Source organism: Streptomyces sp. NPDC001068, from assembly GCF_042897315.1.
GTDB lineage: Bacteria > Actinomycetota > Actinomycetes > Streptomycetales > Streptomycetaceae > Streptomyces.
Genome location: NZ_JBIAYD010000005.1, coordinates 84,313 through 100,287 on the forward strand (window position 1 = coordinate 84,313; position 15,975 = coordinate 100,287).

The window sequence follows — 15,975 nt, forward strand, 5'->3', positions numbered from 1 at the left end:
GCTGAACCCTAGGGTTCCCGGTGCTCGTGCGCCGCCTGCTCCAGCGCCACGGCCTCCGCCTCGGCCACGCGGGTCTCCGCCTCGACGTCGATCGAGCGGGTCAGCCACCAGTAGAGCAGCGCCGAGACCGGCAGCCCTACGAACAGCGAGATGTCGGCTCCGTCGAGGGCCTTCGCGGCGGGACCCACGAAGAGCGTGCCCACGGAGAAGAACGGGATCATGACCGCGAACCCGACCAGGTAGGAGATGATCCCCTGCCAGCCCCATCGGCCGTAGATCCCGTCCGGTTTGAAGATCTCGGCGATCGCGTAGTGGCCGCGGCGCACCACGTAGTAGTCCATCAGGTTGACCGACGTCCACGGGATGAACAGGTACAGCACCAGCAGCAGGAAGTTGTTGAAGTTCGTCAGGAAGTTCGTGGTCGCCGCCAGCGCCCCGATCAGGGACAGCACCGCGGTCAGGCCGATGGTGATCAGACGCACGCCGAGCGTCGGCCGTACCCGTTTGAACGAGTCGATGGCGCTGATCAGTGTCAGTGAACCCCCGTACATGTTCAGCGCGGTGACCGAGACCAGGCCCAGGGCGGCGAACAGCAGCACGATCGCGCCGAAGCCGTCGAAGACCTTGTCGCCGGCGGCGTTGATCGAGGGGATCGTGTCGAAGCTGTCACCGGCCCAGGCGGCCAGCAGCGTGCCGAGCACCATCAGCCAGATGCCGCCGAGCGCCGAGCCGAAGTAGGTCCAGTAGAACGTCTTGCGGACCGTCACGTCCGGCGGCAGGTAGCGGGAGTAGTCCGAGACGTAGATGGCCCAGCTGATCTGGTAGCCGGCCACCACGCCGAACTGCGCGAGGAACGGCGTCCACTTGAAGCCGCCGAGGTCGAAGGAGCCGGCCGGGTAGTGCAGGGTGACCAGCACACCGACGGTGAAGATCCCGAAGATGACCAGGAACGTGTAGGTCAGGAACCGCTCGGCCTTGTGGATGATGTCGTAACCCACCAGCGCGATGACGAACGCGACGACGGTGACCACGACCACCCACAGTTTCACCCCGCCGTGGATCGTGGAGTCCAGCGCCTCACCGGCCAGGCTGGTGTTGAACACGTTGAACCCCGCGTACTGCACATACGCGAACAGCCACACCAGCAGCGCTCCGACATAGCCGAACTGCGGCCGCGACTGGATCATCTGCGGCAGCCCCAGCTGCGGCCCCTGCGCCGAGTGGAAGGCCATGAAGAAGGTGCCGATCACGGTGCCCGCGACGATCGCCAGCAGCGACCAGATCAGGTTGCCGCCCTCCGTGATGCTGATCAGCCCCACGGCCAGGGTGGCGATCTGCGCGTTCGACATGAACCACAGCGGCCCCAGGTGCCACAGCTTTCCGTGCCGCTCGTCCAGCGGCACGTAGTCGATGGACCGGACCTCCAGACCGCTCACCCGCGGTTCCGCCGATGTGCTCATGGCACCTCCCAGGGGTCTGTCCGCCACTCTGATCACATTCTTCCCCCGAAAGAGCCCGGATGAGGCCTCAGAGCCCGGATGAGGCCTCGGAATCCGTGGCCGCCACTTCGGACGCCCTCGTGGCCCACGCCCTGTTGCCCTGCTCACAAAATGCCCGGAACCGCCCGATTCGTGGCGGTGGTCACGTCGCCGACCGGGCATTTTGTCTATGTTCGCAGTTCTGTGTCCCTCCGACCTGAACTGCCGAGGCACCCGCATGCTCAACCGCACCCTCGCCGTCGTGGCCACGGCGGCGACCCTGCTGGCCGGCGCCGCACCGGCGGCCCTGGCGGCCACCTCCGGGTCGAACCCCGCGACCTTCCGCACCACCGTGCGGGCCCCGGCCGGGGCGCACGTGAGTGCCGCCGTCCTCGACCTGGACGGCGGCGGCCGGGCACCCGCGGTCTACGGCGACGACACGCCCTACGACACGGCCAGCATCGTCAAGGTCGACATACTCGCCTCGCTGCTGCTCCACGCGCGTGACCACCGCCGCGCCCTGACCCCCCGGGAGAGCGCCCTGGCGCAGGTGATGATCCGGCACAGCGACAACAACGCGGCCGACGCCCTGTGGCACTCCATCGGCGGCGCCCCCGGCCTCGCGTCGGCGAACAAGCGACTGGGCCTGACCTCGACGACACCCGGAACCAGGGGCCGCTGGGGGCTCACCAGGACCACCGCCGGGGACCAGATACGACTGCTCCGGGCGGTCTTCGGCTCCGGCCCCACCGCGCTGGACACGGCGTCCCGCGACCGCATCGCCACCCTGATGACCGAGATATCCGCCGACCAGTCCTGGGGTGTCTCGGCCGCCGCCGACGCCGGCTGGGCGCTGAAGAACGGCTGGCTCATGCGCAGCACCACCGACCTGTGGGACATCAACAGCGTCGGACGCGTCACGGCCGGCGGTCACCACTACCTCGTCGCGGTCCTCTCCAACGGCAACGCCTCCATGCCGGACGGCGTGAATCTCGTCGAACGGGCCGCCCGTACGGCCGTCACCGCGACGGCGGCCCACTGACCCCCTTGGCCCAGCGCACCCCGCCCACCGCCCGGATTGCCCCTAACGTGCACTAGGGGTGCCCTTGCACGCACCCGACGTGACGGAGGGCCGGCGACGGGAGCAACGGTGACGGGTGCGGACGGACCGGCGGCCGCGCGGGGCCGGCCGTCCCGCGCGCGGGACGCGGTGCGGGGCGGCCGCGCCGGCCGCGGACCGGGCATCCCCCGGCGGGCCCGGGATCCGCGGGCCGCCGCCTCCGCCGGCGCCGTCGTCGTCCCCGCCCTGCGGATCGCCGCCGCCTACGCCTGGCGGCTCATCGTGGTCGGCATCGTCGTCTACGGCGTGTTCATGCTCCTGGGCCGCTTCCAGCTGATCGCCGTCGCCCTCTTCCTGGGGCTGGTCATCACGTCGGTGCTGCGTCCGTTCGCCGACCTGCTGAGCCGGCTGCTGCCAAGACCCCTTGCGGTGGCCGTGAGCCTGGTCGGCAGCATCTGCGTGTTCTTCGGGCTGCTGGCGCTGGTCGGCAACGCGGTCGCCCAGGAGTCGGCGACGCTCGCCGACGAGTTCCGCGGCGGCATCCACCGCATCGAGGTCTGGCTCCAGCGGCCGCCCTTCCGGCTCGGGCCCGGCGCGCTCTCGCATCTCCAGCAGCAGATCGTGGACTACATCCAGGCCCACCGTTCCAACCTGGCCAGCAGGGCGCTCAGCGGCTTCGGCACCCTCGTCGAACTGGTCACCGGCGGCGCGCTCGCCCTCTTCGCCTCCGTCTTCTTCATCTACTCCGGCGAACGGCTGTGGGCCTGGACCAGCCGCGAGCTGCTGCCCGCCGGCGCCCGGGACCCGTGGAACCGGGCAGGCCACGCCGCCTGGCGGACGTTCGCCGGGTACACCCGGGGCATCATCATCGTGGCCGCCGCCAACGCCGTACTCGTCGGCATCGCCCTGGTGGTGCTGCGGGTGCCGCTCGCGCTGCCGCTGACCCTGCTGGAGTTCTTCGCCGCGTTCGTCCCGCTGGTCGGCTCGCCGGTCGCCCTGGGCGTGGCCACCGTGGTCGCGCTGGCGGGCCGCGGGCCGCTCACCGCCGTGGGAGTGCTCGTGCTGATCGTCGTCATCGGTCAGCTGGAGGGGCACGTGCTGCATCCGCTGGTGATGAGCTGGGCGGTGCGCCTGCACCCCCTCGTGGTGGCGGTCTCCGTCATCGCGGGCAGCATCGTGGCGGGGGTGATCGGCGCCGTCGTGGCCGTGCCGTTCATCTCCGTCGTCTGGGCCGTGGTGCGGGCCCTGCGGACCGCACCACCCTGACCGCGCCGTCGGGTCAGCCGTCCTCGCCGGTGCGGCGGGTGAGCCGCGGGACCCGGCGGGCCCGGTGGGAGTGGTGGGAGTGGGCCGACGAGCCCGGGGAGGTCGAGGGGGCGGGCGGCTCGGGCGGCCCCGCGGCACGCCCGGTCCTCCTGCCGGGCCCGGTCCGGCCGGTGGGCTCGGACGGGCCGGTGGACCCGGGCGCCGGAATGCCGTCCCCCCATGCCTCGTGTCCGTCGAACGGGTCGGCGGCTCCGGCGGCGGCCGCTCCGCCGGCGAGCGGCGCCCCGCCGTCCGCACCGGACCGGGCGCGTGCCCGGACCGGGGCCGGGGGCGCGACCGAGGCCGGCGAGTCCGCCTCGGGACGGCCGCCGTCGCGCCACAGGACGGTGCCCGGCAGCATCACCAGCGAGGTCGTACCGGTCTCCGCGGCGGCCGGCCGCAGCTGGACCCGGACCCCGTGCCGGTCGGCCAGCCTGCCCACCACGAACAGGCCCATGTGCTGGTAGACGCCGACGTCCACGGTCGGCGGGTTCACCAGCTTGTGGTTGATCCGGGCGAAGTCCTCGGGCATCAGGCCGATGCCCTGGTCATGGATCTCGACCAGGGTCTGCGCGTCGGGCAGCCGGGACGCCGTGACGCGGACCGGGGAGCGCGGCGAGGAGAACGCCGTGGCGTTCTCCAGCAGCTCGGCGAGCAGATGGACCAGATCGGTGACGGCCCGGCCGTGGATCTCGGCCTCGGGCACACCCGACAGCTCTATCCGCTCGTACTGCTCGACCTCGGAGGCCGCCGCCCGGATGACGTCGACCAGGGGGAGCGGACGGTCCCACCGCCGGGTGGGCCGTTCACCGCCGAGCACCAGGAGGTTCTCGCCGTTGCGCCGCACCCGTGTGGCCAGGTGGTCCAGCCTGAACAGGTTCGCCAGCTGCTCGGGGTCGGTCTCGTTGCCCTCCAGCTCGGTCAGCAGGGCGAGCTGACGCTCCACCAGTGACTGGTTGCGGCCGGACAGGTTGGTGAAGACCGTGTTGATGTTGCCCCGTAGCAGGGCCTGTTCGGTGGCGAGCCGGACCGCCTCCCGGTGCACGTGGTCGAAGGCCCGGGCCACCTCGCCGATCTCGTCCGTGGTGGTGATCGGGATCGGTGTGACCCTGGTGTCCGGCCGGCCGGGCACGGCCCGGGAGAGCCGGGTGATCACCGCCGGCAGCCGCTGCTCGGCGATCTCGATCGCCGATGCGCTCAGCCGGCGCATGCCCCGGCTCATCGAGCGGGCCACCCAGGCCGCCAGGAGCACCGACGCGAGGACGGCGCCGAGCGCGAGCGACCCGGTGACGATCGCGTCCTGCCTCGCGTCGGCGGCGACGGTGCGGGCGTCGGCGAGCGCGGTGTCGGTGAGACGTACCTCGATCCCGCGGTAGGTGTCGAACGCGAGGGTGGACGCGGCGAAGAACGACTCGGGCGTGATGCCCTCGGCGGCCAGCTGTTCGACGGGTTTCCCGCCGGCGATCTCGCTGATCATCACCGACAGCTTCGGTGGTGCCACGAACGCCAGCCCGGCCGCCTTCGCCTCCCGCGCCGCCTTCGCGGTCCGCTGCGCGCCTTTGCGCTCGGCGTCCGCCAGCGCCGCCCGGAGCCGGGTCATGTCCCGCGCGGTCCCGGCGCCCGCGTACTCCTGGAGCGCGACCTGTTCCAGGTAGGCGTACGAGCTGAACGAGCCGAGCTGGACCGGAAGTTCGCCCTCGGCCAGGGCGGTGCGGTCCTCGACCAGCAGATGGGTGCCGATGGACCGGATCAGGGACTCCGCCGCCTGGGTCAGGGAGATGGCGTACAGGGTGCGTCCGAAACTGGCCTGGTTGCTGCTGCCGAAGCCCAGTTCGTTGGAGAGTTCCATCAGCGGGTGCTGGACGGCGTGGTAGCTCTCCTCGGTCCGCACCCCGGTCAGCCGGCCCGTGAACGCGTCGGCCCGTACCGTCGGCAGTCGCCTCTCGCCGGCCCGGACCAGGGCGATCCGCCGGGCGAGGCCCGCGGTCCTGGGCGCGCGGGCCACCGCCCGGTCGAACGCCTCGGCGTCCGCGTCGGTCGCTCTGCGGGCCGCCAGCACCGCGGGCGCGTTCCGCTCGCCCTTCAGCAACGGGATCACGGACACGTCCCGTTCGTCGATCGCGTCACTGGCGTAGGCGTTCGCGGCCCGCACCAACTCCGCCACGCGCACCGCGTCCTCGGCTTTCCCCAGGGTGTCGGCCGAGTTCTTCACCCGGACACCGCCGAGGCCGAGCGCGACCAGTACGGGGATGAGCAGAATGGCCTGGAGGCGCCTCGCGACGGGCCAGTTGCCGGTCAGGGATCTGGACTTGGGCACGGTCGTTCCACTTCACAACGGGGAGGGTGCGCCGGTCCGTTCACGGTCCGACGTTCTGTGGCCAAGTTCTAACACCCGGCGATCGGGTCTGACCGGTGTTTCGGTGAAGCGGTTTCCATGGAAGCGGCACAAAGGGCGATCAAAACCATCGGTGGTCAACGCACGTACCAAGGGGCCGGCAGTCCTGCGTGCCGGGATGCACGGAGCGGGATGTTGGCAGCGCTTTCCCACCCGCCGGGAGTGCTGGTCCCCGCGCTGGGCGAGGCGCCCGGGTCGGCGGAATACCGGCGTGCCCGTCGCTGTTGAGAGCGGGGTTCCACGTTCGGCAAGGAGCACGATGACCACCCTCGACACGGCACCGGCGTCGGTGAGCACCGCACTGCTGGAGGACTTCTCCCTGGAGATGACCGGCAAGGACGTCCCCGCACTGGAGGAGGCGCGCGCCACCATTCCACCGGGCACCCGCGTCCACGTCACCTTCCTCGGCAACGAGGACCTGCCGACGCGGCTGGCGGCGGCCCGCGCGGTCAAGCGGCTCGGCTTCGTGCCCGTGCCGCACCTCTCCGCGCGGCGGCTCGCTTCCCGCGCCGACTTCGAGCGGTTCCTCGCCGGGCTGCGGGCGGACGGCCTCTGCGAGAACGTCCTCGCCGTCGGCGGCGACCCGGCGAGCCCCGAGGGCCCCTACGAGGACTCCCTCTCCCTGATCGACTCCGGGCTGCTCCGGGACCACGGTGTCCGGCACGTCGGCATCAGCGGCTACCCGGAGGGCCATCCGGCCATCCCCGGCGACGTGCTGTGGTCCGTGCTGCGCGACAAGAGCGCCGCACTCGCCGCGCAGGGCCTGGAGGGCGGGGTCGTCACCCAGTTCGGTTTCGACGTCGATCCCGTTCTCGCCTGGATCGAACGGCTCCGGGACGAGGGCATCGCACTCCCGGTCCGCATCGGTGTCCCCGGCCCGGCCGGCGTGCGCCGCCTGCTGGGCTACGCGGCCCGGTTCGGCGTCGCCACCAGCGCGGGCATCGCCAGGAAGTACGGCCTCTCGCTCACGAACCTGATGGGCACCGCGGGACCGGACCGGTTCCTGCACGCCCTGGCGGAGGGCTACGACCCGGCCCGGCACGGCCAGGTGAAGATCCACTTCTATACGTTCGGCGGACTGCGGGCCACATCCGAATGGGTCGCCGGGTTCAGGACGGCCCGGCCCGCCTGAGGACGCCGAGGGGGACCGGCCGGCGCCGGGGGACGGCCTCGCCGGTCACCGGTCCGTGCCCGGCCGGGAACCGCTCCCGGCACTCCAGACGACGACCGGCGGCAGGACGCGCGCGCACCGGGGCATCCCGCGGGCGTCGGTCAGCCCGAGCCTGCCCACCAGCAGCCCGTCCAGGACCGCTGCCCGCGCGACGGCGTCCGGAACGGCGTCGAGCATCAGCTTGGCCCGGCGGAACATGGTGAAACCGCCGCCGGTGTCTACGGTCCCCCAGGACAGGTAGAGGAACCGGCCGCCCGGGCCGCCCTGGACGTAGGGTCCCTTGAAGTCGACGCCGGTGTCCGAGGCCGCCGCGGTGCAGGGCAGCGTCCAGGTCGCGAGGTCGGCGTCGCCCGGCTGCGGGTCGAGCAGTTCGGCGGGGCGGTCGCGGCGTTGCACGGCCACGTGAATGCCGTCGTACACGGGGGAGGCGGTGCCCTCGGGCGCGGGGCAGGACCGTCCCGGCAGGTCGGTCGCGTCGATGCGGATGTGCATGACGGCCATCATCACCGATGCGGCCGGCCGTGCCCCACGGCCGGCCGGTGAACCCTTCGTGGTGGTCGCCGGCCGGCCGGGCGGGGTCAGCGCCTGGTGTAGATGAAGCCCACCTTGTCGAGTTCGTCACCGGAGCGGCCGTGGAAACCGGCGATCTGCCGGCCCGACGGCGCGGTGCGGGTCACGCAGTCCGAGGTCGTCGTACCGCCGGCGAGGGTGCGGCCCAGGCTGGTGGTGAACCTGGCGTAGAAGATCCGTGTGGTGCCGTTGTACTTGCCCTCGCACAGATACGCCGTCGTCAGGTACTCGTCGCTGCCCAGTGTCAGCGAGGACGCCGTGCCGCCGGCGCCGCCGTGGGCGAGCGTGGTCCCGTTGTCCAGCGTGATGCCGACCTGGTCGACGCGGGAGCCCGCGCGCAGCGACACGCGGGTGGCGCGGGCGGCGGCCGGGACGGCGGTAAGGTCCTGGTAGTAGTCGCCGTGCGGGCCGCCGAACTGGTCGCTGAGCTGGAAGTCCGGGTTCCGCGACCAGGAGAAGCCGACCGCGACCGGGTCGTGGTCGGAGAGCATCAGCCCGGCTGAGTCGAGGAATCCGGCGTGCTCGTTGTCGTACGAGGTCGCGTCGAGCGTGACCAGCTTGCTGCCGCGGTACAGGACCTTGTCCACGACCTCGCAGGTGTCGGGCACGGTCGCCCCCGTCTGGTCGCAGACCAGGGCGTCGCTGCCCTTGGCCGGTGCGCTGCCGCCACGGACCAGTTGCACCCAGGCGTCGGTGAGCCCGTTGGCGGAGGCGAACTCCGCGATGGTGTCGGCGGCTCGGGTGTAACGGGTGTTGGTGTCTCCCATGACGACGACGGCGTTCCCGGCCGAGTGGGCGGAGATGAACGACGTCAGCTGGTCGAGGTTGTCGGCCCGGGACGCCTCGTCGCCGTCGTTCGTCCCCGCGTTGGTGTGCAGGTTGTAGAAGTCGACGTAGACGCCCTCGGCGAGGCGCTCGCGCATGAAGGTGAAGCCCTTGGGGGTCAGGCAGTCGCCCGAGTCGACCTGGCAGGAGTTCCAGCGGACGCGCTCGAAGTCGTCGCCGTCCCAGGCGTGGTCGGAGACGGTGTTGAGCCCGCTGCCGATGCCGGCGCCGCCGCTGGTCGCGGTGCGGTACGGGTGGGTGTCCGTGGAGTACAGGTAGGCGTGGTAGTTGAAGTCCTCCTGGACGTTGACGATGTCGTACGGAGCGATCCGCCTGCCGATCTCGGTGGTGCTGGTGTCGCGCGGTGTGGACGCGCTGGACAGCCACTCCGGAAGCCCGGCGACGTTGTACGTGAGCACGCTGAAGGTGCCCGAGTCGGCCGCCGCGGCCGGAGCCGCCGTCGCCGTGAGCCCGCCGAGGGCGGCGACCGCGGCCGCCAGGCAGGCAACGAGTCTGCGCATGAGGGTTTCTCCTACGGGGAGGTGGCGCGGGGAGGATGTGGACATGCCAAATGGCACGCCAAAACGTAGTGGAAAACGCTTTCTCCCGGCCACTGTCACGACCGGCCAATCGAGGAATTCCGTATGACGACCGGGAAATCATGCTGGTGGCACCCCGGTTGGCTCTGACTGTTACTCACTTTCGGGTGAGGGAACCCTGTTCGCGGAGTCGACCCACGCGCCGGAGGGCGGTCGTGGGGCCGCTGTTTGCACGGCTCGCGGGATTCAAGGCGGTACGAATCGGTTCATTCACTTGATAAATGGACGTTACATTCGAGAGTCATGGCAAGGCGAAGGATCTGTAATGGGGATGGTTCGCGCCACACGTGCGCCGCCGAGCCGTTGCAAGGTGTGGCTGCGCGGCCGCCCGGCCGTCGTCTCGCACCACACGCCCCCTCGCGGGTCGCGGTCCCGAACCGCACGCGAAGGGGCGTGCCCAACCCCGTAAAGGGGGACCTCGTGTCCGTTTCCGTCATCGCGACCGCCCGTCGTCTCGGTTCCGTCACCGCCGTCGCGGCCGCCCTGGTGGGCGCCGTGACGCTGCCCGCCGCGGCCGCCGCCTCGCATCCGCACGGGCATCGCGACGCGGTCGTCATCAGCGCCGTGCAGCACGACCTCCGGGGGCGCGCGGTCCACTACGGCCGCGCCCTGAACCGGGAGTGGGTGGACGTCACCAACACCGCCCGCAGGGACGTGAACCTGAGCGGCTGGACCCTGTCGGACGCCGACGGCCACACCTACACCTTCCGGCACTACCGGCTGGCCGGCCACGCCACGGTCCGGGTGCACACCGGGGAGGGCCGGGACTCCATGAGGGACCTCTACCAGGACCGCGACCGCTCGGTGCTGAACCACGACGCCGACACCGTCACCCTGCGCAACGACCACGGGCGCTACGTCGACTCGGCCTCCTGGGGTCTGCACCGCCGTGACGGCGGTGACCGGCACGTCGGTGGCGACCGGCACGTGGGCGGTGACCGGCACCACGGTGGCGACCGGCACGTGGGCGGTGACCGTCACCCCGGTGGTGAGCGGCGCGCCGGTGGGCACGGGCACTGACGACCGGACGGCCGCTGCCGGGTCCCGAACCGGGGCCCGGCGGCGGCCGTTTCACGGCTCCTCAGCCGGTGACCGGACCGCGCACGGTGGAGGTGAAGACGGTCTCGCCGTTCTGCCGGCCGACGACCCGCACGGTCACCGTGCCGTCGTCCCCGGCGGCCACCTCGGTCACGTCCACCCAGCAGGGGCTGTCGAGTTCGACGTAGCGGTCGAAGGTCGTGGACGTGCTCACCGGTATCAGCGCCCGGGGGGCCAGCCGGGCGCAGGCGGCCTGGCGGGCGCCCTCCAGCAGGACCATGCCGGGCAGGTGGTCACCGTCGTGGTCGAACAGGATCGGATGGGCGAGGTCCGGGGTGAGCAGCCACCGGCCGGGCGCGTCCGTGGGCGTCAGCACCACGTCGGCGGGGGAGGTGCGGCCCACCGCGGCCGGCTCCATCCGGTCCGCCGCCACCGAAGGATCCGTCGAAGTCGTCCGCTGCGTCGGCCGGTTGGCCCGCAGACGCGCGTAGACGGACGGCGTGACGATCGAGTACAGCCCGTCCCCGTGGGCCACCGGCCGGCCGTCCCGGCGCAGCGCGAACCTGATCCCCATCCGGCGCGCCGACGGCCTGCCCCGCACCGCGGTGTCCGGGCAGGTCACCTCGAGCTCGAAGTCGGTCGGCCGGGATCCGATGCGCAGTTGGCCCGGATCGGTGTGGCAGCTCAGCGACCACAGCACGAAGTGATGCCCGAGCGGCACCCCGTGTTCGGCGTGCGTCACGAACATGCCGGCCTGCCGAAACGTCTCCGCGGCCTGCAGCGGGTCATGGCTGGAGCCGTCGGCGCTGTTGAAGAACGTGTGGGCGCGCGGCCACTGTCCGGTGAGGGAGAACCGCAGCCCGTCGTCCTGCGCGGTACAGCCACTGAGGAACACCTCGGCCAGGGACGCCCGGTGGACGTACTCCTTGGGCACCGTGGTGGTCAGTCGGGGCAGTACGGGCAGACCGGCTCCGATCTCGCTGGCGGACAGGCTCATCGACAACCCCCCGTCGGAAAGCTCTTCGCTGGCTGAAGCTCTGTTCGACGCCTATAAGATACGGACCTACCGGTTTTCTCGGGTCGGCCGCAAAGTAAAGGATTCGCCAAGTGTGGTGGGACTCGATCCATGCATGACTCCGCTCAGTGGTGGTTTGGCCAAGTATTTTTGCGCTCAATCAGGTTGAGGGCACGTCGAAAAACGGACCAACCGGCCGATGTCGGCGGCCGATTATCGCGGGTGACCGGTCCCGCGCGGGTGGACCGAAACCTGTACCGCGGTCTTTTTCGGCCATCGCTGCGGGGAGTTCACCGTCCGCGGGCCCACCCGGGCCGCAACCGGTCCCGACGGCCGCTGGATGATGTCCGGACGGCCTGCGAGAGGAGACCCGATGGAACAACTGCGCACCCTGCGGCTCGCCGCCGTCAACATCGACGGCGTCCTGCTCAACGACAGTTTCAGTCCCGTCCTGCACCGCCTCGTCCTCAAGTACGGCGGTGAGTACACCCGGGAGTTGGAGCAGCGGCTCTTCTCACAGTCCCGCCTCGCCGCCGCCCGGGTACTGCTGGCGGAGACCGGCGCCGACGTGAGCGAACAGGAGGCCATCGCCGACTACTTCGCCGAACGCGAGCGGTATCTGCGCGACCGTCCCGTGCACACCCTCGACGGCGCCGAGGAACTCCTGCACCGGCTGCGCGCCGCCGGCCTGGAGGTCGTCTGCTACGGCGGGCTCCACGAGGACCACTTCCACCGCCATCTCGGCGCCTGGAAGGAGCTGTTCACCGCTCCGCACTACATCTGCACCGACGGCTTCCGCCCCGGCATCCGGGAGATAACCGAGGACCACTTCGGACTGGACCGCCACCAGGTGGTGTTCGTCGACGACGTGGCCCGCTTCGCAGGTCACGCCAGGGAGCTGGACGTCCCGTTCGTCGGTCACCCCAGCACCTTCGAGCACGGCTTCCAGCGTCAGCTGATGCGTGAACTCGGCGTCCGGCACCTGGTCGGCGGCCTCGCCGAGATCGACGACGAACGCCTGCGCACGCTCGACCGCGAGGCCGGGCTCGACGTCTTCTGGCACGACGCCGACTCCCTGGCGACCACCGCCGGGGTGAGCGCGTGACCGCGGCGGACGGGGCCGCGCTCGCGGGCCGGGTCGTCCTCGTCACCGGCGCCAGCAGTGGCATCGGCGCGGCCGCCGCGCGGGTGTTCGCGCGCCAGGGCGCCACCGTCGTCCTGACCGCCCGCCGCGAGGAGAAGCTGCGCGACCTCGTGGGCGAACTGCGCGCCGGGGGCGCCGAGGCGAGTCACCGCGCCCTGGACGTGCGCGACGGGGAGGAGGTGCGCCGGGCCGTGGAGTTCACCGTCGCGCGCCACGGACGTCTCGACGCCGCCTTCAACAACGCGGGTGTCGCGTTGCCCAGGACCCCGATGCACCTCATCGACGACGCCGACTACGAACGGGTCACCGAGACCAACGTGCGCGGCGTGTGGAACTGCCTGCGCCACGAGATCACGGCCATGCTGGAGACAGGCGGCGGCTCCATCGTCAACACCAGCAGCGTGGGCGGCCTGGTGGCCTCCTCGACGGCCGCCCCCTACATCGCCTCCAAGCACGCGGTGATCGGACTGACCAAGGCGGCCGCCGTCGAGTACGCTGCCCACCACATCCGTGTGAACGCCATCGCCCCGGGCCTGACCCGCTCGGAGATGATCGACGACTGGTTCGCCAAGTCGCCCGAGAACGAGGCACGGGCCTACCGCTCCGCCCCGCAGGCGCGCGCCGCCGATCCCGAGGAGGTCGCGGAGGCCGCCGCCTGGCTGTGCAGCGACCGGGCGAGCTTCGTCACGGGTGCCACGTTGACCGTGGACGGCGGGCGCACCGCCTGGTGAACCGCCCACCGGACCCCGTGCCGGCGCCTCGGCGCCGACGCGGGGCCGACCGGGAATCGGCCCCGCGCGGCCGAAATACCGACCCCCGATTGGGGTAAGGTACGTCACGTCCGGTTTTGTTTTGACCGAGGAGGGGTCCCCATGGCGCGTCAGGAGCGTGCGATTCGGACCCGCCGTGCTGTTGTCGAGGCCGCGGCCGGAGTCTTCGCGGAGCGTGGGTACACGGCGGCGACGATCGCCGAGATCCTCGAGCGGGCCGGAGTGACCAAGGGCGCGCTGTACTTCCACTTCGACTCCAAGGAAGCCCTCGCGCGGGGCGTGATCAACGCCCAGATCAGCGACGACTACTGGGTGCCGCGCGAGCTGAAGCTCCAGGAGTGGGTGGACATCGGCATGACGCTGGCCCACCGCATCCCCAAGGAGGTCATCCTGCTCGCCGGCATACGGCTGTCGGCGGATCTCCAGGGCCGTTCACTGTTCGGCAGCGCCTGGCCGGCCTGGACCGAGGTGGTGACGGAGAAGCTGGTCGAGGCCAAGGAGCGCGGCGAGGTGCTGCCGCACGTCACTCCCCAGGAGACCGCGGAGTGCTTCCTCGGGGCCTGGATCGGCACCCAGTTCATGTCCGAGGTCGTCTCCGACTGGACGGATCTCAACGACCGTATCTCGGTCCTCTACAACCACGTACTGCCGGCCATCGCCACTCCCGCGGCACTGATCCGACTGGACACCGCGCCCGACCGGGGTGCCCGGGTCGTGGAGGAAGTGGAGCGCCGCCGGCAGGAATCACCGGTGGCCGCCGAGGCCTGACCCGCCTGCGGTCCGGACCACCTGCCCGGTTCGTCGTCCGCGGAGTGTGTTCGCCCGCCGATGCGGAGCGGCGTTGCGCCGTCCCGCGGGTGCGTACCGCCCATACTCCGTACATCGGGAAAACCTACCAAGTGTGCTGTTTGCTAGGGTTCTCGAATCGGAATGTTGCAGGCCCAGGGGGAATCGGACCATCCAATTCCGGATTCGCCCGGATCAACAGGGGGATCGCGATGGTCAAGCAGCTCCGGGCGGCCAGAACCCGTCAGGCACTCGTGCGTGCCGCGGCCGAGACCTTCGCGGACGACGGATACGCGCTGTCCTCGCTGCCCGCGATCAGCCGCCGGGCCGGGGTGAGCGCCGGCGCGCTGCACTTCCACTTTCCCAGCAAGGACGCCCTGGCGGTCGAGGTGGAGGACGCCGCCCGCCGGGCCGTCGAGCAGATGGCCGCCGACCGGCGCCCGTCGGCCGCCTCCGCCCTGCACCTGCTGGTCACGGTCACCCGGGAACTGCTGGTCATGGTCGCCGCCGATGTCGTCGTGCGCGCGGGGTTCAAGCTGAGCGTGGATCCCTCCCGCAAGAACGGCGTGGGCTTCGACCGCTGGTGGCGTGCGTGGGTGAGCGAACAGCTCGCGTGCGCCCAGCGGGAGGGCGAGCTGGCGGAGGGGGTGTCGCCGGACCGGGTCGCGGCGGTGATAGTCGCCGCGACGGTCGGGTTCGAGGTGCTGGGCGCGGCCGACCGTGACCGGATCTCGCCCCAGCACGTCGAGCAGTTCTGGTCACTGGTGCTTCCGCAACTGACGGCGCGCGGTGACGAGTTCGCGGGTGCGGTGCGGGCCGAGTCCTGACCGTAAGTCAAGACACGACAAAGGGAGCGGAGTTCGGTTTGACAAACCGTCCATGCCGTTTTTGACTCGGGTGCCCGGGACTCGCCTCGGAGCACCGAGTGGCGGACGGGCAGGGAGACGGTGTGGACATCGGCATACTCGGCACGCTCGACGTGCGCGAGCGGGGCGTGTCCGTCACGCCGACCGCGGCCAAACCGCGTCAGGTGCTCGCGCTGCTCGCCCTGCACGCCGACCAGCCGGTGACCGTCGCGACGCTCACCGAGGAGGTCTGGGGCCGGCGGCCCCCGCGCAGCGCGCGGCCCACCCTGCAGACCTACGTGATGCACCTGCGTGAACTCATCGACAGGGCGTCCGCGGCGCCGGACGGTCGCACGGGCGGGCGCACGGGCGGGCGCACCTCGAAACAGGTGCTGCGCACCGTACCCGGCGGCTATCTGCTCGACACCGGTGAAGGCACCAACGACGTACGGGAGTTCGGGGAGCTCAGCGGGAACGGATACCGGGCGATGGAGGCGGGGGACCATCGAGGGGCGGCCCGGCTGCTGCGCACCGCGCTCGACCTGTGGACCGGGCCGGCCCTGGCCGGCGTCCGTGCCGGAGACCGGCTGCGCGCCGAGATCCGGGGGCTGGAGGAGAGCAGGCTCTGCGCGCTGGACCGGCGCATCGAGTGCGATCTGCGGCTGGGCCGGCACCGCGAACTGATCGCCGAACTCACCGTGCTGGTCAGCCGGCATCCCACGCACGAGAGCCTGTGCGGGCAGTTGATGATCGCTCTGCAGCGCTCGGGCCGCCGCGGCGAGGCCCTCGCCGCCTACCAGCGCCTGCGCACCACCCTCGTGCACGACTTCGGCCTGGAACCCTCGGCCGTGCTCGGCAGGATACGGCAGTCCGTCCTGACCGCCGGCGAGGACGGCACACCGGCCCCCGATCAGGCGGGCCCCCTCACCCAGGTCGTCTGACCCTGCCGAGCCGCCGAGCCGCCGAGCCGCCGA

The 15,975-nt window shown here is 71.3% G+C and carries 14 protein-coding genes; 9 read left to right on the plus strand and 5 right to left on the minus strand.

Going from position 1 to position 15,975, the window contains the following annotated elements; genetic code table 11:
• Positions 1-8 precede the first annotated feature (8 nt).
• Entirely contained in the window at positions 9-1,460 is a 1,452-nt protein-coding gene (locus tag ACFY3I_RS15515) for a cytosine permease (RefSeq protein ID WP_365294848.1), read from the minus strand.
• Positions 1,461-1,716: 256 nt separating this feature from the next.
• On the opposite strand from ACFY3I_RS15515, the gene ACFY3I_RS15520 reads away from it, so the two are divergent.
• Together ACFY3I_RS15520 and ACFY3I_RS15525 are read left to right on the plus strand one after the other, a co-directional pair.
• Entirely contained in the window at positions 1,717-2,520 is an 804-nt protein-coding gene (locus tag ACFY3I_RS15520) for a serine hydrolase (RefSeq protein ID WP_390860968.1), read from the plus strand.
• Positions 2,521-2,628: 108 nt separating this feature from the next.
• On the plus strand, positions 2,629-3,804 hold the full coding sequence (locus ACFY3I_RS15525; RefSeq protein WP_390860969.1) for an AI-2E family transporter: 1,176 nt from the start codon (positions 2,629-2,631) through the stop codon (positions 3,802-3,804).
• A gap of 13 nt (positions 3,805-3,817) precedes the next feature.
• Here the strand turns inward: ACFY3I_RS15525 and ACFY3I_RS15530 are convergent, their stop codons facing one another.
• On the minus strand, positions 3,818-6,160 hold the full coding sequence (locus ACFY3I_RS15530) for a nitrate- and nitrite sensing domain-containing protein (protein WP_390860970.1): 2,343 nt from the start codon (positions 6,158-6,160) through the stop codon (positions 3,818-3,820).
• 337 nt (positions 6,161-6,497) lie between these two features.
• Between ACFY3I_RS15530 and ACFY3I_RS15535 the strand changes: the two genes are divergently transcribed.
• On the plus strand, positions 6,498-7,370 hold the full coding sequence (locus ACFY3I_RS15535; protein ID WP_390860972.1) for a methylenetetrahydrofolate reductase: 873 nt from the start codon (positions 6,498-6,500) through the stop codon (positions 7,368-7,370).
• A 45-nt stretch (positions 7,371-7,415) separates the two neighbouring features.
• On the opposite strand, the gene ACFY3I_RS15540 is transcribed toward ACFY3I_RS15535, so the two are convergent.
• Positions 7,416-7,901 carry a DUF5990 family protein gene (locus tag ACFY3I_RS15540; RefSeq protein WP_365291729.1) on the minus strand — a complete coding sequence of 162 codons (486 nt, stop codon included), beginning with the start codon at positions 7,899-7,901 and terminating at the stop codon, positions 7,416-7,418.
• Positions 7,902-7,987: 86 nt separating this feature from the next.
• On the minus strand, positions 7,988-9,325 hold the full coding sequence (locus ACFY3I_RS15545; protein ID WP_390860973.1) for a jacalin-like lectin: 1,338 nt from the start codon (positions 9,323-9,325) through the stop codon (positions 7,988-7,990).
• Positions 9,326-9,823: 498 nt separating this feature from the next.
• Between ACFY3I_RS15545 and ACFY3I_RS15550 the strand changes: the two genes are divergently transcribed.
• Positions 9,824-10,423, plus strand: a complete 600-nt coding sequence (locus ACFY3I_RS15550) for a lamin tail domain-containing protein (RefSeq protein WP_390860974.1) — start codon at positions 9,824-9,826, stop codon at positions 10,421-10,423.
• Between the two features lie 61 nt (positions 10,424-10,484).
• On the opposite strand, the gene ACFY3I_RS15555 is transcribed toward ACFY3I_RS15550, so the two are convergent.
• Positions 10,485-11,438, minus strand: a complete 954-nt coding sequence (locus tag ACFY3I_RS15555; protein ID WP_390860975.1) for a ScbA/BarX family gamma-butyrolactone biosynthesis protein — start codon at positions 11,436-11,438, stop codon at positions 10,485-10,487.
• Positions 11,439-11,829: 391 nt separating this feature from the next.
• Here ACFY3I_RS15555 and ACFY3I_RS15560 point away from each other — a divergent pair, with 391 nt between their 5' ends.
• The 5 genes from ACFY3I_RS15560 to ACFY3I_RS15580 all read left to right on the plus strand — a co-directional run bounded on the left by ACFY3I_RS15560 (position 11,830) and on the right by ACFY3I_RS15580 (position 15,942).
• Positions 11,830-12,561 carry an HAD family phosphatase gene (locus ACFY3I_RS15560; RefSeq protein ID WP_390860976.1) on the plus strand — a complete coding sequence of 244 codons (732 nt, stop codon included), beginning with the start codon at positions 11,830-11,832 and terminating at the stop codon, positions 12,559-12,561.
• A complete protein-coding gene (locus tag ACFY3I_RS15565; RefSeq protein WP_365291716.1) occupies positions 12,558-13,331 on the plus strand; it encodes a glucose 1-dehydrogenase in 774 nt (257 codons plus the stop codon). The genes ACFY3I_RS15560 and ACFY3I_RS15565 overlap by 4 nt, the downstream gene beginning before the upstream one ends.
• A 141-nt stretch (positions 13,332-13,472) precedes the next feature.
• Positions 13,473-14,138, plus strand: coding sequence for a ScbR family autoregulator-binding transcription factor (locus tag ACFY3I_RS15570; RefSeq protein ID WP_365291714.1), 666 nt, complete (start codon positions 13,473-13,475; stop codon positions 14,136-14,138).
• A gap of 230 nt (positions 14,139-14,368) precedes the next feature.
• A complete protein-coding gene (locus ACFY3I_RS15575) occupies positions 14,369-14,983 on the plus strand; it encodes a ScbR family autoregulator-binding transcription factor (RefSeq protein ID WP_390860977.1) in 615 nt (204 codons plus the stop codon).
• A 122-nt stretch (positions 14,984-15,105) separates the two neighbouring features.
• Positions 15,106-15,942, plus strand: coding sequence for a BTAD domain-containing putative transcriptional regulator (locus ACFY3I_RS15580; RefSeq protein WP_390860978.1), 837 nt, complete (start codon positions 15,106-15,108; stop codon positions 15,940-15,942).
• The last annotated feature ends 33 nt before the right edge of the window (positions 15,943-15,975 follow it).